This window comes from Aeromonas sp. S12(2024), from assembly GCF_041402305.1.
GTDB lineage: Bacteria > Pseudomonadota > Gammaproteobacteria > Enterobacterales > Aeromonadaceae > Aeromonas > Aeromonas veronii.
Window position 1 is genome coordinate 182,449 of the sequence record NZ_JBGLRB010000001.1, and the last position, 21,107, is coordinate 203,555.

General features: G+C 51.5%; 16 protein-coding genes. 14 read left to right on the top strand and 2 right to left on the bottom strand.

All coding sequences use genetic code 11. The annotated features are described in order from the left end of the window. Positions 1–175: 175 nt before the first annotated feature. The gene (locus ACB035_RS00870) at positions 176–727 is read right to left on the bottom strand and encodes a hypothetical protein (protein WP_371166438.1); all 552 of its coding nucleotides are present in this window, start codon (positions 725–727) and stop codon (positions 176–178) included. Between the two features lie 105 nt (positions 728–832). Then, entirely contained in the window at positions 833–1,471 is a 639-nt protein-coding gene (locus ACB035_RS00875; protein ID WP_139436033.1) for a TetR family transcriptional regulator, read from the bottom strand. Positions 1,472–1,611: 140 nt separating this feature from the next. Here ACB035_RS00875 and ACB035_RS00880 point away from each other — a divergent pair, with 140 nt between their 5' ends. From ACB035_RS00880 to ACB035_RS00945, 14 genes are all read left to right on the top strand, one after another. After that, positions 1,612–2,805 (top strand): efflux RND transporter periplasmic adaptor subunit, encoded by a 1,194-nt coding sequence (locus ACB035_RS00880; protein ID WP_100646408.1) that lies wholly within the window; start codon positions 1,612–1,614, stop codon positions 2,803–2,805. Between the two features lie 17 nt (positions 2,806–2,822). After that, a complete protein-coding gene (locus ACB035_RS00885) occupies positions 2,823–5,972 on the top strand; it encodes an efflux RND transporter permease subunit (RefSeq protein WP_371166439.1) in 3,150 nt (1,049 codons plus the stop codon). Positions 5,973–6,550: 578 nt separating this feature from the next. Next, positions 6,551–7,636: a dTDP-glucose 4,6-dehydratase gene (gene rfbB, locus ACB035_RS00890; protein ID WP_371166440.1), complete on the top strand. Its 1,086-nt coding sequence runs from the start codon at positions 6,551–6,553 to the stop codon at positions 7,634–7,636. Beyond that, the gene (gene rfbD, locus ACB035_RS00895) at positions 7,636–8,523 is read left to right on the top strand and encodes a dTDP-4-dehydrorhamnose reductase (RefSeq protein ID WP_371166441.1); all 888 of its coding nucleotides are present in this window, start codon (positions 7,636–7,638) and stop codon (positions 8,521–8,523) included. Before rfbB ends, rfbD begins: the two co-directional genes overlap by 1 nt. A 112-nt stretch (positions 8,524–8,635) precedes the next feature. After that, positions 8,636–9,508 (top strand): glucose-1-phosphate thymidylyltransferase RfbA, encoded by an 873-nt coding sequence (gene rfbA, locus ACB035_RS00900; RefSeq protein ID WP_371166442.1) that lies wholly within the window; start codon positions 8,636–8,638, stop codon positions 9,506–9,508. Between the two features lie 95 nt (positions 9,509–9,603). Then, complete coding sequence (rfbC, locus tag ACB035_RS00905; protein WP_279485870.1) at positions 9,604–10,149, top strand: dTDP-4-dehydrorhamnose 3,5-epimerase; 546 nt, start codon at positions 9,604–9,606, stop codon at positions 10,147–10,149. Positions 10,150–10,209: 60 nt separating this feature from the next. Next, positions 10,210–11,013 carry an ABC transporter permease gene (locus ACB035_RS00910; RefSeq protein WP_279485869.1) on the top strand — a complete coding sequence of 268 codons (804 nt, stop codon included), beginning with the start codon at positions 10,210–10,212 and terminating at the stop codon, positions 11,011–11,013. A 33-nt stretch (positions 11,014–11,046) separates the two neighbouring features. Further along, positions 11,047–12,402, top strand: a complete 1,356-nt coding sequence (locus tag ACB035_RS00915; RefSeq protein WP_371166443.1) for an ABC transporter ATP-binding protein — start codon at positions 11,047–11,049, stop codon at positions 12,400–12,402. Positions 12,403–12,449: 47 nt separating this feature from the next. Beyond that, a complete protein-coding gene (locus ACB035_RS00920; protein WP_371166444.1) occupies positions 12,450–13,736 on the top strand; it encodes a hypothetical protein in 1,287 nt (428 codons plus the stop codon). A gap of 17 nt (positions 13,737–13,753) precedes the next feature. Further along, entirely contained in the window at positions 13,754–15,997 is a 2,244-nt protein-coding gene (locus tag ACB035_RS00925) for a glycosyltransferase (RefSeq protein WP_371166445.1), read from the top strand. Beyond that, positions 15,994–17,043 (top strand): acyltransferase family protein, encoded by a 1,050-nt coding sequence (locus ACB035_RS00930; RefSeq protein WP_371166446.1) that lies wholly within the window; start codon positions 15,994–15,996, stop codon positions 17,041–17,043. Before ACB035_RS00925 ends, ACB035_RS00930 begins: the two co-directional genes overlap by 4 nt. A 23-nt stretch (positions 17,044–17,066) precedes the next feature. Then, complete coding sequence (gene cysD / locus ACB035_RS00935; protein WP_279485863.1) at positions 17,067–17,963, top strand: sulfate adenylyltransferase subunit CysD; 897 nt, start codon at positions 17,067–17,069, stop codon at positions 17,961–17,963. Between the two features lies 1 nt (position 17,964). Next, positions 17,965–19,371, top strand: coding sequence for a sulfate adenylyltransferase subunit CysN (cysN, locus tag ACB035_RS00940; protein ID WP_371166447.1), 1,407 nt, complete (start codon positions 17,965–17,967; stop codon positions 19,369–19,371). Then, positions 19,371–21,107, top strand: coding sequence for an SLC13 family permease (locus ACB035_RS00945; protein WP_341536224.1), 1,737 nt, complete (start codon positions 19,371–19,373; stop codon positions 21,105–21,107). The genes cysN and ACB035_RS00945 overlap by 1 nt, the downstream gene beginning before the upstream one ends.

Here is a 21,107-nt window from a genome sequence, read left to right on the forward strand (position 1 = left end):
GTTGTATTGTCTGTTTTGTTATTAAAATTTGATATTAATCACACTTTTTAACACGTAAGCCGTGTTATGTCTGCCTTTTCTGCGTTAACGCCGAGTTAAATATTGTCGAAAGCCAAGATCGCCGACTAGCTGTCGGCTTGGCGTTGAACAGGAAAATCCGTGATGAATTAGCCCATTAGGTGGCCTGATGATCGCCACGCAGCAACATAACGTACTGGCTGGCGTGTTGACTTGTGCATGATGGCGTGTTGGTCGAGGCGGTTTCCATCGGCGCCAGTTGCAGCGCTATCCCGGATGTGGTGACCAGTTGCTGTAGCTGATGGTGACTTATCTTGCCGCTTGGCGGCAGGGGGAAGCAGAGCGGAGCGCCCGCTTTGAGCAGGGTCGCCAGCTGTTGCAACAGGGGGACAAGGGGGGCCACGTCGCTATCAAGCGGGCGGCTCAGCCAGATGCCATCGTAAGGGAGCACCGAGTGCATCTTCGCCAGTGGGCAGACCCGCACTGCTTGCCCGGATTGCTGCGAGGCAACTTTGGCGTTAGCCAGTACCGCTTCACAGGCAGTGACCACATACCCTTCTGCACGCAGCCAGCAGAGATCCTCCCCCATACCACATTGACCATTGAGCAGGTGAGCGCCGGGTTTGAGGCGTGCCACAAAGGCAGCCCGAGCGCGGGCATGCTGGTCGTTCAAGGGCCGGGAAGCGGGGATGGCGTCAGAGTGTGGCACAGGGGTTACCTCAAGCAGGGGGCGCACAGGGTAACAAATCGGGGCCTGACTGCCAAAACGCGCGGTCAGTCCCCGATTTGGATGTGAGGACGTTGCCGGAGCCGGTTAGCGGCCGCAGGCAGGCCCGTGGGGCTGGGCCAGCATGGTGAACATGCTCTCTATCATAAAGGCGGATTCGCCCTGCAGGTCGATCCGCCCCGGAAAGTGGAGCCAGTTGATGATGTAGCCATCCAGGGTGCAGTGGAGCAGGGTGGCGGCGCGCTGCAGGTTGAGGTTGGCGGGCAGTTGGCCCCGCCGTACCGCGTTGGCCAGGGTGGTCTCCAGGTCCCGAAAGAAGTTGGCGGACTGGCTGCGGATATGTTCGCGCAGTGAGATGGCTTCCCCCTCCAGCGATTCGAGATTGAACAGGATGGTGAACATCTGTCGCTGGGCCGGATTGTGAATGAAGCTGTGGAGCACCCCTTCGAAGAAGAGGCGCAGTTGCCCCAGCGGATCCGGCTCATCTGGGTTGAGGCAGGCATCGAGCTGGTGGGCGAGGGGGCTACAGAGCTCCTGCCAGAGCGAAATGAAGAGTTCATCCTTGTTCTTGAAGTGCCAATAGATGGCCCCGCGGGTCAGGTCTGCCGCCTTGGCGATGTCGGTCAGGCTGGTCTTGGCCAGGCCCTGAGAGCAGAACAGATCCAGCGCCGTGCTCATGATGTGGCAGCGGGTTTGCTGCGCCTCTTCTTTGGTTCGTCTGGCCATCGAAATTTGTGCCTCATGCAAGCAAAAAGTCACTTACATACATTTATGAATGTATGTATATTGCCTCATCTTTCGACTATTTACCAACAGGGCCCATGCGGCCCTGATTGTTCATTGACTGGCAAAGGCTCAGGTGTTTCATGCATAAACATATTCTTGCTCGTTCAGTTGGTCTTGCCTTGCTGGCTACAGGCTTGCTGGCAGGTTGTGGTGACAAGGGGGGCGCACCCCAGGGACAGGGCGGCATGCCCCCCGCGGCGGTCAACGTGGTGACCCTGCAGAGCGGTCCGCTGATGTTGACCACCGAATTGACCGGTCGCAGTGCCCCGTTGCGGGTGGCCGAAGTGCGTCCGCAGGTGAGCGGCATCATCCTCAAGCGCCTCTTTACCGAGGGAAGCGATGTGAAGGCGGGCGATCTGCTCTATCAGATCGATCCGGCTGTCTATCAGGCGGCGGTTGCCAGCGCCAAAGCCAATCTGGCCAAGGCCGAGGCCAACGAGCAGAGTGCCCGCCTCAAGGCGCAGCGCTATCAGGAGTTGCTCAAGGTCAAATCCATCAGCCGTCAGGACTATGACGATGCCGATGCGAGCTGGAAGCAGGCCAAGGCGGAGATCATGGCAAGCAAGGCTGCCCTGCGCACTGCCGAGATCAATCTCGGTTACACCCGCATCACCGCCCCCATCAGTGGCCGCATCGGTAAATCCGCGGTGACCGAGGGGGCGCTGGTGACCGCCCAGCAGGCTGACAGCCTGACCGCCATTCAGCAGCTCGATCCCATGTATGTGGATGTGCGTCAGTCCACCGCCGATCTGTTGCGCCTGAAGCGACTGGTCGCCGAGGGCAAGTTGACCCAGGACGAGCAGAAAGGGGCCAAGGTGACCTTCCAGCTGGAAGATGGCTCCACTTATGGCGAAGAGGGCTCGCTGCAGTTCTCCGATGTGACCGTGGATGAGACCTCCGGCATGGTGACCCTGCGGGTGATTGTGCCCAACCCTCACCAGCTGCTGCTGCCCGGCATGTTTATGCGCGCCACCCTGCAAGAGGGTGAGCGGGCGCAAGGGCTGCTGGTGCCGCAAACTGCCGTGACTCGCACCCCCAACGGCGGCGCCACCGTGATGGTGGTAACCGCTGATAACAAGGTGGAGCTGCGCAACGTGCAGCTGAGCCGGGTCGTTGGCAGCAACTGGGTGGTGGAGTCAGGGCTCACCTCCGGCGAGCGGGTGATCGTGGCTGGCTTGCAGAAAGTACGACCGGGCGCCGTGGTCAATCCCGCCGAGCAGGGTGCTGATGCAGCGTCTGCTCAAGCTGCGTCCAACACCCCGGCCAACAAGTAGGATGGAGTAGTCTCTTCATGGCTCGATTTTTTATAGACAGACCCATTTTTGCCTGGGTGATCGCGCTGGTGATCATGCTGGCGGGCAGCCTGGCCATCATCAAGTTGCCGGTCGCCCAGTATCCGAGCATTGCGCCGCCCGCTGTCGGGATTTCTGCCAGCTATCCGGGCGCATCCGCCAAAACGGTGGAAGACTCGGTGACCCAGATCATCGAACAGAACATGACCGGGCTGGATCACCTGCTCTACATGTCCTCTCAGTCTGACTCCGCGGGGCGGGTGTCGGTGACCCTCACCTTCCAGCCGGGTACCGATCCCGATATTGCCCAGGTGCAGGTGCAGAACAAGCTGCAGCAAGCCATGTCGCTGCTGCCGCAAGAGGTGCAGCAGCAGGGGATCCGGGTACAGAAGACTTCCAGCAGCTTCCTGATGGTCGCGGCCTTCATCTCCAGCGATGGCTCGATGAACAACGACGATCTGGCGGACTATGTGGTCTCCAATATCAAGGAGCCCCTGAGTCGTCTGGACGGGGTAGGGGACATCACCTTGTTCGGCAGCCAGTATTCCATGCGGGTCTGGCTCGATCCCAACAAGCTTAACCGGGTGCAGATGACCCCGGGGGATGTGCAGGCGGCCATCAAGGCGCAGAACGCCCAGGTCGCGTTTGGCAAGCTGGGTGGCACACCATCGGTGGAAGATCAGCAGTTCACCGCCACCATCATGGGGCAGACCCGGCTCTCTACCGTGGAGCAGTTCAACGACATCCTGCTGCGGGTGAATCAGGATGGCTCCAAGGTACGGCTGAAAGATGTGGCCCGGGTCGAGCTGGCGGGCGAAAGCTATGACGCCGATGCGCTCTACAACGGCCAGTCCACCGCCGCGGTCGCCATCAAGCTGGCGACCGGCGCCAACGCGCTGGATACCGCCGAGAAGGTGCGTGCCAAGCTCAATGAGCTGTCGGATTACTTCCCGGCCAACATGGAGATCGTCTACCCCTACGACACCACGCCGTTTGTGAAGATCTCCATCGAGGAGGTGGTGCAGACCCTGATCGAGGCGATCTTCCTGGTGTTCTGCGTCATGTATCTGTTCCTGCAGAACTTCCGCGCCACCCTGATCCCGACCATTGCGGTGCCTGTGGTGCTGCTCGGTACCTTCGGGGTGATGGCGGCGTTCGGCTTCTCCATCAACACCCTCACTATGTTCGGTATGGTGCTGGCCATCGGCCTGCTGGTGGATGACGCCATCGTGGTGGTGGAGAACGTGGAGCGGCTGATGAGCGAGGAGGATCTCTCCCCGCTGGAAGCGACCCGCAAGTCGATGACCCAGATCACCGGCGCGCTGGTGGGGATCGCCCTGGTGCTCTCCGCCGTGTTCGTGCCGATGGCTTTCTTCGGCGGCTCGACCGGTGCCATCTATCGCCAGTTCTCATTGACCATCGTCTCGGCCATGGTGCTGTCGGTGCTGGTGGCGTTGATCCTGACCCCGGCCCTTTGTGCCACCCTGCTCAAGCCGATGAAACATGGCGAGTTTGGTGCCAAGCGCGGCTTCTTTGGCTGGTTCAACCGCGCCTTTGATGCGGGTACCAACCGCTATCAGAGCGGTGTGCGCAAGGTGATCAAGCAGGGCGTGCGCTACAGCCTGATCTACGGTGCCATGCTGGCGGTACTGGCAGTGCTCTTTATGCGGATGCCCACCTCCTTCCTGCCGGAAGAGGATCAGGGGGTCATCATGTCCATGGTGCAACTGCCGGTGGGGGCGACCAAGCAGCGCACCGAGGTGGTGCTGGCGGACATGCGCGACTACTTCCTGAAAAACGAGAAGGATAATGTCGATTCTGTGCTGACCGTATCCGGCTTCAGCTTCGCCGGTAGTGGCCAGAACGCGGGGATGGCCTTTATCAAGCTCAAGGACTGGAGCGAGCGCAAGAGCCCGGATCGCAGTGCCAATGCCATCATCGGCCGCGCCATGGGCTATCTGTTCAGCATCAAGGAGGCGCAAGTGTTCGCCTTTAACCTGCCTCCGATCCCGGAGTTGGGTACGGCGACCGGTTTTGACTTCTTCCTGCAGGATCGCGGCGGTATTGGTCACGACAAGCTGATGGAGGCGCGTAACCAGCTGCTCGGCATGGCGGCGCAGGATCCCACTCTGGTGCGGGTACGCCCGAACGGGATGGAAGATACGCCGCAGCTCGATATCAAGATCGACTACGAGAAGGCGCTGGCGCAGGGGCTTTCCATCGCAGATATCAACAACACCCTGGCTACCGCTTGGGGCTCGTCCTACGTCAATGACTTCGTCGATCGTGGCCGGATCAAGAAGGTCTACATGCAGGCGGATGCCCCCTTCCGGATGAACCCGGAAGATCTGAAACTCTGGTATGTGCGCAACAGTGCCGGTCAGATGGTGCCCTTCTCCGCCTTTGCCAGCACCGAGTGGAGCTTCGGCTCGCCTCGTCTGGAGCGTTACAACGGCGTGCCGGCGATGGAGATCGTCGGTGAAGCGGCGCCCGGCAAGAGTACCGGTGATGCGATGGCTGCGATCGAGCAGATGGTGAAACAGCTGCCGGAAGGGGTGGGCATCGAGTGGACCGGGCTCTCCTTCCAGGAGCGTCAGGCCGGTTCACAGGCACCCGCGCTCTACGCCATCTCCTTGCTGGTGGTGTTCCTCTGTCTGGCGGCCCTCTACGAGAGCTGGAGCATTCCGTTCTCGGTGATGCTGGTGGTGCCGCTCGGGGTACTGGGGGCCATTGTGGCTGCTACCCTGCGGGGGTTGGAGAACGACGTCTACTTCCAGGTCGGCCTGCTCACCACCATAGGCTTGTCGGCGAAGAACGCGATTTTGATCGTGGAATTTGCCAAAGAGCTCTATGACAAGGGGATGGGGCTGGGTGAGGCGGTGGTGGAGGCGGCGCGCCTGCGTCTGCGCCCGATCCTGATGACCTCGCTCGCCTTTATCCTCGGGGTGCTGCCGCTGGTGATCAGCTCCGGCGCCGGTGCCAGCAGCCGTAACGCCATCGGTACCGGCGTGATGGGGGGGATGATCAGTGCCACCGTGCTGGCCATCTTCTTCGTGCCACTCTTCTTTGTGTTGGTGATGCGTTACTTCACTAGCCACAAGAGTAAAGAGGCGCGCATGGCTGCAGCGGTTGAGTCAAAAGGTGACTGATGGCATGCAGGTTGAGCTAATTTGAACAGAGTCCAATAAATCGCCAGTCAGCTTTGGTTTGGCTGACAATCAAGCAGGGCAACCTCATGGGTTGCCCTGTTTTTTGTGAAAAATGTAAGCAAAAATTGCGTGGTTGTAATTGAAAAAGCGAGGTATGAGTAGGCGCTTCGCGCTCTTGAGGTTGTGATGAGCCTCAAGTTGCACCCATCACGAATTACTTTCAACTGTTCATCCTTGGGAAAAACGGGATAGAATTCCCTATAAAATCGGGCTGGTGCAGTGTGCCACTCGCGGCGTGTCCGTTAGAAAGGTTGCGATCAACGCTGCCAAGACATAACGATGCTGGAGGCATGATGACCAATGGCGTGAGCAATTTGGTAAAAAGCAGCAAGCTGGGGGCTGTAACCCAGGGGCGGTAGCCATGATGTTTGCCTGTCATCAATGTAACTTTTGCTTTGTCTAAAATGTCAGCTCTCGGATATTGAGTGAATTTTAGAGATTGCTTCAGTTCTTCAGCGTTTACTCCATTTCAGTCCGCACGTATCACATATCAACTCTTCGCAAGAGATAACATATCTATGAAAATTCTCGTTACCGGTGGCGCTGGTTTTATCGGCTCTGCCGTGGTGCGCCATATCATCCATGATACTCAGGATGCAGTCATCAATCTCGATAAACTCACCTATGCCGGCAATCTGGAATCCTTGGCCGATGTATCGTCAAGCGAGCGTTATGTATTTGAGCAGGTGGATATCTGCAATCGTGCCGAGCTGGATCGGGTGTTTGCCCTGCACCAGCCGGATGCCGTGATGCATCTGGCCGCCGAGAGCCATGTTGACCGCTCCATCACAGGGCCGGCTGACTTTATCGAGACCAATATCGTCGGCACCTATCTGTTGCTGGAAGCGGCTCGCGTTTACTGGAACGGCCTGGACGAGGTACGCAAGGCGGCCTTCCGCTTCCACCATATCTCCACCGACGAGGTGTATGGTGATCTGCCCCATCCGGATGAAGTCGCCGTCGGTGAACCATTGCCGCTCTTCACTGAAACCACCCCCTATGCCCCCAGCAGCCCTTATTCTGCCTCCAAGGCCTCCAGCGACCATCTGGTGCGCGCCTGGCGCCGCACCTACGGTCTGCCGACCATCGTCACCAACTGCTCCAACAACTACGGCCCGTATCACTTCCCCGAGAAGCTGATCCCGTTGGTCATTCTTAACGCGCTGGATGGCAAGCCGTTACCTGTCTATGGCAAGGGTGACCAGATCCGTGACTGGCTCTATGTGGAAGACCACGCGCGCGCGCTCTACAAGGTGGTGACCACTGGCTTGGTCGGAGAGACCTACAACATTGGCGGTCACAACGAGAAGCAGAATCTGGAGGTGGTACACACCATCTGCGATCTGCTGGACGAGATGGTGCCGAAGGCGGGCTCTTATCGTGAGCAAATCACCTATGTGGCGGATCGCCCCGGCCACGATCGCCGCTATGCCATCGATGCGACCAAGATGAGCAGTGAGCTTGCTTGGCAACCGCAAGAGACCTTTGAATCCGGTATTCGCAAAACTGTGCAGTGGTATCTGGATAACCAGCAGTGGGTCAACAACGTCAAGAGCGGTGCCTACCAATCCTGGATTGAGCAGAATTACGGGGAGCGTACTTGATGCATATTTTGCTGTTTGGCAAAAACGGCCAGGTCGGTTGGGAGCTGCAACGTGCACTGGCCCCGCTGGGCCGCATCACTGCCGTTGATTTTGACTCCACCGATTATTGTGGCGATTTCAGCAACCCGGCAGGGGTGGCCGATACGGTACGTCTGGTCAAGCCGGACGTGATTGTCAACGCCGCGGCCCATACCGCAGTCGACAAGGCGGAGAGCGAGCGGGAGTTTGCCGAGCTGCTCAACGCGATCAGTGTAGCGGCGATCGCCAAAGAAGCGGAAGCATTGGGTGCCTGGTTGGTGCATTACTCCACCGACTATGTGTTCGATGGCAGCGGTGAGCGCCCCTGGGTAGAAACCGATGCAACCGCCCCGCTCAACGTCTACGGTGAAACCAAGCTGGCGGGTGAGCAAGGTGCGTCCCTCTGCTCCCGTCATCTGATCTTCCGTACCAGCTGGGTCTATGCCGCCCGCGGCGCCAACTTTGCCAAGACCATGCTGCGCTTTGGCAAAGAGCGTAGCGAGATGTCAGTCATCAATGACCAGTTCGGCGCTCCGACCGGTGCCGAGTTGCTGGCCGATTGCACTGCCCATGCTCTCCGCGTGGCGCAGCGCAAACCCGAGGTCGCCGGGCTGTACCATCTGATTGCCTCTGGTACAACAACATGGTTTGACTACGCCCAGCTGGTGTTTGCCAAAGCCAGAGAAGCCGGCGTTGAACTGGCTGTGACACAGCTCAATGCGGTGCCGACCAGTGCCTTCCCGACCCCGGCCAAACGCCCCCATAACTCCCGCCTTGATACTGGTAAATTCCAGCGCACCTTCGATCTGGTGCTGCCGGACTGGACAGTCGGTGTGGAGCGGATGTTGACCGAGATCCTCGGCAAGTAAATCACTGGCCAGAGATGTAGTGACTGCCTCCCTGGCTGGCAGGGATAAAACAGGAAGGTGTGGCCGCAAGCCACCTTTTTCTTTTGCAATTTAAAAATAAGAAACAAGCATCATGACCAAACGTAAAGGCATTATTCTGGCCGGTGGTTCTGGCACCCGTCTCTATCCGGTCACCATGGCGGTGAGCAAGCAGCTGCTGCCCATCTATGATAAGCCGATGATCTACTACCCGCTCAGCACCCTGATGCTGGCGGGGATTCGCGATATTTTGATCATCAGCACGCCGCAAGATACTCCCCGCTTTGAGCAACTACTGGGTGACGGTAGCCAGTGGGGCCTGAATTTGCAGTACAAGGTGCAGCCAAGTCCGGACGGGTTGGCACAAGCCTTTATTCTGGGTGAAGAGTTTATCGGGTCAGACCCCTGTGCGCTGGTGCTGGGGGACAACATCTTCTACGGCCACGACCTGCAGAAGCAGTTGGCGGCGGCAGCGGCCAAAGAGAGTGGCGCGACCGTCTTTGCCTACCATGTGCATGACCCCGAGCGTTATGGGGTGGTGGAATTTGATAAAGAGGGTACCGCTATCTCTCTGGAAGAGAAGCCACTGGAGCCCAAGAGCAACTATGCGGTGACCGGCCTCTATTTCTACGACAACGGCGTGGTGGAGATCGCCAAGAGCCTGAAGCCATCGCCCCGTGGTGAGCTGGAAATTACCGATGTGAACCGTATCTACCTGGAGCAAGGCAATCTGTCGGTGGCCATGATGGGCCGTGGTTATGCCTGGCTGGATACCGGAACCCACGAGAGCATGATTGAAGCGAGCAACTTTATTCAGACCATCGAGACCCGTCAGGGGTTGAAAGTAGCCTGTCCAGAAGAGATCGCCTATCGCCAGAAATTCATTACTGCAGAGCAGGTTCGTGAACTTGCCGCGCCGCTTGCAAAGAATGCCTATGGCCAATATCTGCTGAAAATGATTGGTTAATGGTTAATGGTTAATGGTTAATGGTTAATGGTTAATGGTTAATGGTTAATCGACTAACGATTAATGGCTAACTCCTCCCGAATCCCGAGACAAATATGAACGTAATCGACACCCAAATCCCCGACGTAAAAATCATCGAGCCCAAAGTTTTTGGCGATGAACGTGGTTTTTTCTTTGAAAGTTTCAATCATAAATTGTTTGAAGAAGCCATTAGTCGACACGTGAACTTTGTGCAGGATAATCATTCACGCTCGATGAAAGGAGTCCTACGTGGCCTACATTATCAGTTGCAACAGACCCAAGGCAAGTTGGTTCGTTGCACTCTTGGTGAGGTCTTTGATGTGGCAGTCGATATTCGTCGTTCTTCTCCAACCTTCGGTCAGTGGGTTGGCGTAATGCTGTCTGCTGAAAACAAGCGTCAGCTGTGGGTTCCGGAAGGATTTGCCCATGGCTTTGTCGTCACATCAGGTGTCGCAGAGTTTCTGTATAAGACCACTGACTATTATGCTCCTGAACATGAACGTAGCCTGCGTTGGGATGATTCAACATTAGGGATTGATTGGCCAATCACCGCAGACGTGCAGTTGTCAGCCAAAGATCAACAGGCCAACACGTTGACGGAGGCCGAGCTGTTCGAGTAAGGTCGCGCCTGTTTTTTCGCCCTTGTTTAACGAGGGCATTATTTTGGAGTGGTTGTCATTATGTCGATTTTTATTCGCCCTTTTTCCAGTATTTTAGAACACCGTCGTTTGGTTTTTGATCTAGTTCGACGAGATGTATCAGCACGATACAAAGGTACATTACTAGGGCTTACTTGGGCTATATTGAATCCGCTATGTATGTTGGCGCTCTATACATTTTTTTTTACCGCTATTCTGAAAGCGAAGTGGAATGTTGGTGAGACACATGCGAATTATGGATTGATGCTATTTTGTGGATTGATTATCCATGGTTGGATGGCTGATGTATTATCTCGTTCCCCGGAATTGCTTGCGTCGAATCGTAATTATGTCAAAAAAGTGGTATTTCCACTGGATGCGTTGACCTGGATTTCAGTGTTGTCAGCACTGGTACAGATATTATTGAGTTTGTTGTTGCTGATAGTTCTATCCCTTTTTATGGGCAACATCTTATCTTGGTCTATGTTGTTTTTGCCCGTTGTTCTGACACCGCTTTTTTTTATGCTGCTTGGTTTGGGATGGTTTATCTCATCGTTGTCTGTATTCTTTCGGGATATAGGGCAGTTCATGGGCAGTCTGATAACCCTGCTGATATTTACCAGCACGGCGTTTTTTTCATTGGAAACAGCCCCAGAGCTTATTCGACCTTACTTGTTGTTTAATCCCCTGACCATCATCATGGATTCACTACGTCAAGTGACTATCCTGCATCAATACCCTGATTGGGGGTTGCTAGCATGGCACTCTGTAGCGTCAATCGTCATATTTTATGCTGGGTATTTCTGGTTTGAACGCACCCGTCCAGGGTTTGCGGATGTTATTTAATAATGCAATATTTCAAGTTTATGGTGGAAGCTGATGTCATTGTCTTATCCTCCGAGTTGTTTACAAGTAATTAATGTATCAAAGACATATCGTGTATTTGACACCCCGTCTCAACGATTGAAAGATCTCATTGGCCTAAATGGCCGTCATCAGGATGTGGTTGCATTACAAAATACTTCATTCAGTCTGGTTCACGGGGAAACAGTAGCTATTGTTGGTGCAAATGGTTCGGGTAAGTCAACTCTGCTACAACTTATTTGTGGGACTCTTACTCCGAGTACTGGAACTATCAAGCGTCATGGTCGCATTGCAGCGCTACTTGAACTCGGAGCCGGTTTTAACCCCGAATTTACTGGGTTGGAAAATGTATTTTTAAATGCCAGCATCAATGGTTTAACACAAGAACAGACCGAGGCCATATTACCGGATATTCTCGCCTTTGCCGATATTGGTGAGCATGTATATCAGCCAGTGAAGACTTATTCCAGCGGCATGTATGTGCGCCTCGCCTTTGCTGTGGCGATTCACGTTGAGCCTGACATTCTCATTATCGATGAAGCTTTGGCGGTTGGTGATGAGGCCTTCCAGCGCAAGTGTTTTGCTCGCTTACGCGATTTGCAAAGCCGTGGTGTCAGTATACTGTTTGTTTCCCACTCGGCGGAGTCGGTCGTATCTCTTTGTGACCGTGCGCTGTTGCTTGATCATGGGCAGCTCTTGCTGGATGGCCCTCCCAGGCAGGTGGTGGCACAATATCAGAAATTATTGTATGCCCGTCCGGAACAACGGGAGCAGGTTCGTGCCGAGATCCGTAATGAGGGGATCGCTCCCCAGCCAGTCGTGGTTTCTGCTTCTGAACCGGCATTCTCCTCTACACCTTATCATCCTGACTTTTTTGTCGCCGGACTCGAGGGGGATGAAACCGATTATGTGGAAAACGGGGCGGTGATATCGTCGCCCATGTTGCTGGATAGCGACGGATACCGGGTTAATCTGGTTCATAAGGGAGCTGAGTATCGTTATTGCTATCAGGTGAAATTTTTGCATGCGGCTCGTGATGTTTTCTGTTCCACCTTGCTCAAACGTGTTGATGGCGTTGCTATCGGGGGCATGTGCAGCAGCCCGCCGGGTCAGCTCAGTGGATGGCATGTGTCCGCACAGAGTCATATTCGGGTCGAGTTCCGTTTTCGAGTATCACTGAACGCGGGCACCTATTTTTTTAATGCCGGGGTTCAGGGAGCCGCTTTGTACGAGCATGGTTTTTTGGCTCGCAAGCTGGATGCTTTGATGTTCAAAGTGTTGCCAACAGCGGACGAGTGTTCGACCGGTAACGTCGATTTTGGTTTGGTCTGTAAAATATTTTCTTGTTCGGGCGGTGCATTAGAAAAATAACCCTAAGGCGCTGTTAGTTCTTCTCTTCATATTATGGAATATGTGATATGTCCTATTCTCGTCGATGGGTGTTTGTGCTCGGAATGCATCGCAGCGGCACCAGTGCGGTTGCCGGTGCCATAGCAACCAGTGGTATTTGTTTTGGACAAACCTTTATTGACCTGCAAGGGGATGTGAACGAAAAAGGATTTTGGGAGCATGCCGAGTTGGTTGCTATTAACGAAGCTCTCCTTGCGGAACTCTCTGCGCACTGGTTTGATCCCTTTTCGATTTATGCACGTTATGCGGCTGGCTGGCAGCCATCTAGTGCGCTATTTCAGCGCATGTGTGATTTTTTGTCTCATCCCGAATTTGGTGATGCGGCATTGTGCGGTCTTAAAGATCCCCGTTTGTCGGTTCTGTTACCCTGGTGGCAACAAGCGTTGCGGCGGGTGGGTCATGATGTCTGCTACTTATTGATGAATCGACAGGTGGGGCAGGTTGCCCATTCATTGCAACGGCGCGACAAGATGGGCATTTTACTCGGATCGTTGTTATGGAACGAATACACCTTTTGCGCCGAATACTATACCCGTAAATCATCGCGTTGTTGGCTTGATTATGAGGCGTTGATCGCTGAGCCTGCAGTTGCAATGGCTCAGGTGGTAGATAGACTCGGGTTGTCGGTTTCAGTAACAACGGATTTTATCGATCCTGCCATGCAACGGCAGCAGGGCAAACCAATACTCTCACTCTGCCTGCCAGAGTTACTGGTGGAGTTGAGTCAGTTTATTGAGACACATGGAATGGCCGTACTCGAGCAAGATTGGCAATCTTTGTGGCAACGTAGTCGACAGATGAATAAAACATCTCAGCTTTGGTTAAGCGCCCTAGTAGAGGATTTTTTGAGCTTAAATCGTGAAATCAAGTTGTCACTTTCTCTTGGCGATCAACATGCCGTTGCGCTGGAGATCATCCGACAACGGGATCACGAGATTGTTGTGCTTGATAGCAGGCTGGTACAGGAGGGGGCGTTACACGGCCGGGCACTCGAGCTGATTAAACAACGTGATGATGAATTACAAGCGCTGAATGCAAAGTTGGTAGATGAAGGCGAGCAACATGGCCGAGCGATCGAGCTGATTAAACAACGTGATGATGAATTACAAGCGCTGAATGCAAAGTTGGTAGATGAAGGCGAGCAACATGGCCGGGCGATTGAGCTGATTAAACAACGTGATGATGAAATCGAAAAAATAAACGCTACATTACATGATGTTCAAATGAAAATTAAGACAATTCAACGTCATCGTGTGCTGAATTGGTTTATCAATAAATTTATCACCAGTATGTGAGTTACTTAATGAAAAATATGAAAGAGCTTGACATTATCATCCCCGTTTACCGTGGTCTTGATGAAACTCGGGAGTGTATTCTCTCATTAGTTCCAGCGATGCCTGTTTGGGCTCATCTAATAGTAATCAATGATAGTTCACCGGAACAGGCATTGACTGAATGGCTGCAGGAAGAGTCGCCCAAGCTGGGTTTTAGCCTTTATGAGAATAGTAAAAATAAAGGGTTTGTTGGTACCGTTAATTTTGGCATGCAGCTTAATCCTGATCGAGATGTTCTGTTATTGAACAGTGATGTCGAGGTTGCTAATTCAGACTGGTTGGAAAGAATGCGTCAGGCGGCTTATTCCCATGATCGGGTGGCCAGCCTGACACCTTTTTCCAATAATGCAACGATATGCAGTTTTCCTCATTTTTGTGAGGATAATGATCTCTATGCTGGAATGAATGTTGATCAGTTAGATGCGCTTTTTGCCGGATTGCCGCAGTCTGATGTGTTGATAGAAGTTCCTACCGGTGTAGGATTTTGCATGTATATTAGACGTGATTGTCTTGATAATGTTGGATATTTTGATGAAAAAACCTTTGGTAAAGGGTACGGCGAAGAAAATGACTGGTGCCAACGAGCAATCAAGCTGGGCTGGAAAAACTATCACCAGTTAAATGTCTTTGCTTTTCATAAAGGCGGGGTCAGCTTTCAGGAAGAAGGGGATCCAAGAAAAGCCAGAGCACTGGAATTATTGAATTCACTTCATCCCAATTATGCTGGTGATGTGCATCAGTTTGTCAATAATGACCCGGCTCGTAAAACAAGGTTGATGGCTAAAATGTTTCATATTAGCCAATTGAATGTTCCGGTAATTCTTGCTGTATCTCACCATCTTGGTGGTGGTGTTGCTCAGCATGTATGTGAGTTAGCTTCTTATTATCATGATCAAGCCTGGTTTATCCGTCTTTATCCAAATGGTAGAGAAGGGGTGGTCAATCTCAGTCTAAGTTGTCTGAATGCTGACAAAAAAGATTATTTTGAATTTGATATTAAATTCGAATATGAACTTTTGTTATCTATTCTGAAATATTTGAATGTGAGCCGGGTTCATTTTCATCATACAATGGCACTACCTCCACGTGTGTGGATGTTGCCATCATCTTTACATGTTCAATATGATGTTACGATTCATGATTATTATATGGTCAATGGTAATCCTACTTTGACCGATAAATATGGTCGTTTTGTTGGTGATGATACCATTGATTTTGATTTGAAATGCTCTGAGGCATATCCAATACCTGTCAGTCCTGCCGATTGGCGTATTGGTGCCATGCCGTTACTCTCGCGGGCTGAAAGAATTATTTATCCTTGCCGAGATGTATATCAACGTTTTATTAAGTTATTTGATTACTCACCAGAGTTATTAGATAAAACGGTTATTGCTTATCATCCTGATGCACAAAATTATCCGGTAACTAACATAACACATCAGCCAAATGAACCGCTTCGAGTCTTGATTTTGGGGGCGCTCAGTCGTGAGAAAGGCGCTGATTTACTTGAACAGGTTGCGTTACTCTGTGATCCGACTGAAATTGAATTTCATTTGTTGGGTTATGCATATCGACCTTTGCGTGGTGTGATTACCCATGGTGCCTATCAGCAGGACAATTTGAATGAAAAGCTGAAACTAATTAATGCTCATGTTGTGTGGTATCCGGCACTTTGGCCGGAAACCTATAGCTATACATTATCCATCGCACTGGAACGTGCTTATCCAACGGTATGTCCTAATCTAGGTGCTTTTATCGAACGTACTTGGCAACGTAATGGTTCTTACCTTTTACCATGGAATATGAGTGCCTTAGATTTTGCTGCATTTTGGCGTGCTTATTCACAAGAGGCAGATGTCATTAGCTTTGAATGTAACCAACCAGAGATTTGTGAACATCCTCCGTTGACTGAATGTTTTTATCAGGAAAATTACTTGTGTTCATCACTTCACCGTATTGTTGAAAGTGAAAACTTGATTGATTTTTGTAAATTAGTAGACCAATCTGAAGATGCTAACAATCTTTGCAATTTGATAGAGCAACCGACAATATCGTCAGGCTCGTATGGTTGTTCAAAAAAAGAACTTATATTACGTCAGCTCTGGAACGTTCGCAATCATCCGGTTATTGGACGAGCATCAAAGTTTATTCCATTCGCTGTGCAACGTGCAATCAAGCGATATTTAAGCAGGAAACCGATGCATGAGATTATTAATAAATGAGAATACGATTATATAGTCTTGATGTTTTGCGTGGTATCGCTGCGCTTCTTGTATTGGTTTATCATATGGAAGAACTCGGTGTGGCCGCTTGGCCACATCTTTTTTCCTGGGGATGGATTGGGGTAGATCTTTTTTTTGTGCTTAGTGGTTTTTTTATTTCACTCAGTGTAATAGTTCCTTCTTCATGGAGCTTTTTAAATTTTATAAAGCGTCGATTTTTGAGGATTGCACCACCATATTATGTGTCTATGATTATTATAATGGCCATTTCTGGAATGTATTTTCTTACAACCAGCAATGGACTTTATCATTCGCTGTCACATTTTCTATTTTTACACTCTTATTCACCGCAAACACATGGTTCAATTAATGGGGCTTATTGGTCGTTAGGGGTGGAATTTTCTTTTTATATCCTGATTGGATTAAGTGCCGCTATATTGAGGCAAAAAAAACGAGCAGGCTATATATTAATAGGTGCAGTTATATTTTCATGGTTATGGCGAACTGGTTGTTTTTTATATATAGAAAATGATGCCATGCAGCGATTTATCTGGTCTACCCAAGTTTTTGGTATGCTCGATGAGTTCGCAATAGGAGTTTCTATTGCTCTGATTTACACGCATGTTGAAATGTCAAAGCTGTTCAGACATGTATGGCTTCCATTTGTGCTTTTATTTGCTGGGCTTGGAATGGTTATCGCTTATGTGCTTCACGCTGTTAGCGTGAATTATTGGTTTGACTACAGCACTATGGTGTTCTCAAGAACTTTTCTTGCACTTGGTTTTGGCATGATAATCCTTTCATTTATCGGTCTGGAAAAATATGATCTTTTTATAAAAGCATGTCGATGGTCTGGGCTATGCTTTGTTGGAACGATAAGTTTCAGTATTTATTTATATCACCTACCCATTATCCAGGCAACAGTTAACGTAAAGGATAGTGTGGGTAGCATTAATGCTATATCCTTAAGCGTCATCTTTATGACAATGTTAGTCGCATGGGGCTCATATATTTTTGTTGAGAGCCGTTTTATGAGAACACATTAAATTTTATGGGAAGGTTGTATACCATGAATTTATCTCATCTTTATAGCCTCGAAATGGAGGCAATAAGCATTTTTCGTGAAGTCGTTGCTCAATTTGAAAACCCGGTGATGCTTTATTCCATCGGTAAGGACTCATCCGTGTTGTTGCATCTGGCACGGAAAGCATTCTATCCGGGAAAAATTCCGTTTCCTTTGTTACATGTGGATACAGGCTGGAAATTTCGTGAAATGATCGAGTTTCGAGACCGTATGGCAGCCGAGCATGGTTTTCAGTTGTTGGTACATACCAACGAAGAGGGACGGGCACAGGGGATTAACCCTTTTGACCACGGTTCTTCTTATACCGATATCATGAAAACGGAAGGGTTAAAGCAGGCTCTCAATCAATACAAGTTCGATGCCGCATTCGGAGGAGCCCGACGGGACGAGGAGAAGAGTCGAGCCAAAGAGCGGGTCTTTTCATTTCGTGATGCGCAGCACCGTTGGGATCCTAAAAATCAGCGGCCTGAGCTGTGGAATCTTTACAATACCCGTGTCAATTCAGGCGAGAGTATCCGGGTCTTTCCGCTCTCTAACTGGACCGAACAGGATATCTGGCAATATATCTACCGTGAGAAAATTGAAATTGTGCCGCTCTATTATGCGGCCCCCCGTCCTGTGGTTGAACGTGGCGGCACCCTCATCATGGTCGATGATGACCGGATGCGTCTGATGCCGGGCGAAACACCCACGTTGAAAACAGTGCGTTTTCGCACCTTGGGCTGTTATCCCCTGACCGGGGCAATCGAGTCTGAAGCGGATACCTTACCGACCATTATTGCCGAAATGATGCAGGCCAGAACCTCCGAGCGGCAGGGGCGACTCATCGATTCGGATCAGTCAGCCTCGATGGAAAAGAAAAAAATGGAAGGATATTTTTAACATGGCTGAGAATGATGTCGTGAATGAGTTTGAGGCCTATCTGGCCGCTAACGAACATAAATCGCTATTGCGCTTTTTGACGTGTGGGAGTGTGGACGATGGCAAGAGTAGCCTGATTGGTCGTCTCTTGCATGACTCGAAGTTGATTTATGATGATCAGTTGGCGGCAATAAAACGCGATTCGCGTAAGTTTAATACCACCGACCAAGAAGTGGATCTGGCGTTGCTAGTTGACGGGCTGCAGGCCGAGCGCGAGCAGGGCATCACCATCGATGTGGCCTATCGTTATTTCTCGACCGATCGTCGCAAATTTATCATTGCCGATACACCGGGCCATGAGCAGTACACCCGAAACATGGCGACCGGGGCTTCTCACTGCGATCTGGCTGTCATTCTGGTGGATGCCAGCAGTGGTGTAAAAGCGCAGACCCGTCGTCACAGCTTTATTTGTTCGCTGTTGGGTATTCGGCATATTGTGGTCGCCATCAACAAGATGGATCTGGTGGCATATGACGAGACCCGTTTTAACCAGATTCGGGATGATTTTTTAGCTTTTTCCACGGAGCTGGGATTTGTGAATATCACTCTTATTCCACTTTCAGCCTTGCGTGGCGACAATGTCGTCGAACCCGGTAACAAGATGCCCTGGTATCAGGGGCCTTGTCTGCTCTCTTGGCTCGAAACGGTGCACATCGCCCCGCTCGACATGGGATCGTTTCGCTTTCCGGTACAGTATGTGAACCGACCTGATGCGGATTTCAGGGGCTACTGCGGCACGGTGGCTCGGGGACAAATCGGGGTCGGTGATCCTGTACGGGTATGGCCGTCCGGCAAAGCGAATCGGATCGCTCGTGTTGTCACTTTTGATGGTGATAAGAGGAGCGCCATCATGGGCGAGGCGGTGACGCTGACGCTAGATGATGAAATTGATATCAGCCGGGGGGATATTCTGGCGCCAGCCGATGAACATTGGTGTTCTGCGGAGAAGGTCAGTTGCATGTTGGTGTGGTTACATGAAACACCGCTGCAGCCCCATCGTCAATATGAGATAAGAATTGGTACTCGTACTCTTACCGGATTTGTGGAGAGCATTGATTATCGGGTTGATATCGAAGATTTTTCCCATCATCCAGCGGTGCATTTGCAGCTTAACGAAATAGCGCACTGCCAGATCCGGTTCACCATGCCGATACCGGTCGATTCCTATGCCACATGTCACGAAACGGGAGCGTTGATTTTGGTTGACCGTCTGACAAATGCCACCATGGGGGCCGCCATGATCGTGCAGGCGCACAGTGAAGAACCTCAGTCGAGACATCCCTTCAGTGAATTTGAAATTGAGCTTAATGCATTAATTTGCAAGCACTTCCCCCATTGGGAGGCAAAAAATCTGAAGGATTTGATCTGATGACAATGATGGCATGGTGGGTGTTGCTGGTTTTTGTTGGCGCACTGATGGCTCTTGCCCGTTGGCAGGACAAGGCTGATCGTATTTTCGGTCTGGTGTTGATGCTGCTCTATTTGCCAGGTGCCATCAGCAGTGAGGCATTACTGGCCAGTGCCGCGAACAATGGCCTGATCACCTTGGTGTTGTTGATTTGCACAGCATTTGTACTGGAAAAAACGCTGCTGTTACAACGTGCTGCCGCCTGGATGTTGACACTGAACTTTGAACGTTGTTGGTGGCGAGTGATGCTGAGCAGCATTGCCAGCTCAGCCTTGTTGAACAATACCGCGATTGTATCAATTCTGCTCGGCCCTCTGCGTTCTGTCACTCATCATCCCGCTCGTCGATTAATCCTACCGATGACCTATGCCGTGTCGATGGGGGGAATGCTGACACTGGTTGGTACTTCGACCAACCTGATTGTTAATTCAATGATGATTGAGGCGGGGTTACCCGGTTTTCATCTGACGGATTTTTTTCCGGTCGGCGTGGCCGTGGCCATTGTGGGTATTATCTGGTTGTGGTGGCGTCGTGAACAACTTCCGGCCGCACCATTGAATGCGGAGTCGGTGGAACACTATCTGGTGGAAGGCCGTATCGAACCGGATTCGTCACTGATTGGCAAGACGATTGCTCAAGCAGGGTTACGTCATCTGCAGCGTCTGTTTCTGGTCGAAATTGTCAGGTCCGGTGAAAAAATCTGCCCAGTGCCACCATATGCCCAACTCGAAGCCGATGATCGGTTGCTCTTTTCGGGAGACCCGGCTTCGATTGGCTTGTTGGCCCGTTTTAAAGGGTTAGCCAGTTATGCGCAACGGCAGGGATTGAATGCCGGCGAATTGACGGAAGTATTGATTTTGCCAGATTCTTCCCTCTGTGGTGTGCGTCTGAAAGATTCCGACTTTCGGGCCAAATTTGATGCTGCCGTGGTGGCGATCCGTCGTAACGGAGAGGCGCTGAGCGGTGTCATCGGCGAGCAGATATTGTGTGGTGGCGATTTCTTGGTGCTGGCAACCGGGAAAGATTTTTTGGGGCGTGCCAACCTGACCAAAAATTTTCTGATTATACGAGGTGCCAAGCCGGCTGCGACGATCAAACCATTGACCGAATGGTTGATGATTGGCGGGTTTTTACTGGCGATTACCCTGTCCGCGTTGGGGTGGGTATCTCTGTTTAAATCCATGGTTTGTTACCTGAGCATTTTACTTTTGTCAGGTACGTTGACCTTGAATGAACTGCGGCGACGTTTTCCTTTGGGGCTTTGGTTGATTGTGATGTCGGCTCTGGCGTTGGCAAAAGCGATGGAAACCAGTGGCTTGATGGGGGCCGTGACCGATTTGGTCAAGGTTCATCTGGAAGGTGCTTCACCTCATTGGGCATTGGTTGGTATGTTGGTTGCGACATGGTTGGTGACGGAGATGGTGACCAACAATGCGACTGCGGCCATGATGATACCTCTTGCCCTCGCGTTGGCGCAGGGTTTGGGCGTGTCGCCACTCCCGTTTGCGATGGCGGTAGCATTTGGTGCCAGTTGCAGTTTTGTCAATCCTTATGCCTATCAGACCAATCTGATGGCACTGAATGCGGGTGAATATCGTCTAGTTGATTTTTTGCGATTGGGACTACCTTTGGCTTTGCTCTATCTTGCTGTGGTTGCAGCATGTGTTCCTCTCTTTTTCCCATTTTTTCCCGGATGA

Bases quoted from the DNA above. Each gene is read 5' to 3' on its own strand.
- ACB035_RS00875 (WP_139436033.1), bottom strand. From the start codon at position 1,471: ATGGCCAGACGAACCAAAGAAGAGGCGCAGCAAACCCGCTGCCACATC.
- ACB035_RS00880 (WP_100646408.1), top strand. From the start codon at position 1,612: ATGCATAAACATATTCTTGCTCGTTCAGTTGGTCTTGCCTTGCTGGCT.
- ACB035_RS00885 (WP_371166439.1), top strand. From the start codon at position 2,823: ATGGCTCGATTTTTTATAGACAGACCCATTTTTGCCTGGGTGATCGCG.
- rfbB (WP_371166440.1), top strand. From the start codon at position 6,551: ATGAAAATTCTCGTTACCGGTGGCGCTGGTTTTATCGGCTCTGCCGTG.
- rfbD (WP_371166441.1), top strand. From the start codon at position 7,636: ATGCATATTTTGCTGTTTGGCAAAAACGGCCAGGTCGGTTGGGAGCTG.
- rfbA (WP_371166442.1), top strand. From the start codon at position 8,636: ATGACCAAACGTAAAGGCATTATTCTGGCCGGTGGTTCTGGCACCCGT.
- rfbC (WP_279485870.1), top strand. From the start codon at position 9,604: ATGAACGTAATCGACACCCAAATCCCCGACGTAAAAATCATCGAGCCC.
- ACB035_RS00910 (WP_279485869.1), top strand. From the start codon at position 10,210: ATGTCGATTTTTATTCGCCCTTTTTCCAGTATTTTAGAACACCGTCGT.
- ACB035_RS00915 (WP_371166443.1), top strand. From the start codon at position 11,047: ATGTCATTGTCTTATCCTCCGAGTTGTTTACAAGTAATTAATGTATCA.
- ACB035_RS00920 (WP_371166444.1), top strand. From the start codon at position 12,450: ATGTCCTATTCTCGTCGATGGGTGTTTGTGCTCGGAATGCATCGCAGC.
- ACB035_RS00925 (WP_371166445.1), top strand. From the start codon at position 13,754: ATGAAAGAGCTTGACATTATCATCCCCGTTTACCGTGGTCTTGATGAA.
- ACB035_RS00930 (WP_371166446.1), top strand. From the start codon at position 15,994: ATGAGAATACGATTATATAGTCTTGATGTTTTGCGTGGTATCGCTGCG.
- cysD (WP_279485863.1), top strand. From the start codon at position 17,067: ATGAATTTATCTCATCTTTATAGCCTCGAAATGGAGGCAATAAGCATT.
- cysN (WP_371166447.1), top strand. From the start codon at position 17,965: ATGGCTGAGAATGATGTCGTGAATGAGTTTGAGGCCTATCTGGCCGCT.
- ACB035_RS00945 (WP_341536224.1), top strand. From the start codon at position 19,371: ATGACAATGATGGCATGGTGGGTGTTGCTGGTTTTTGTTGGCGCACTG.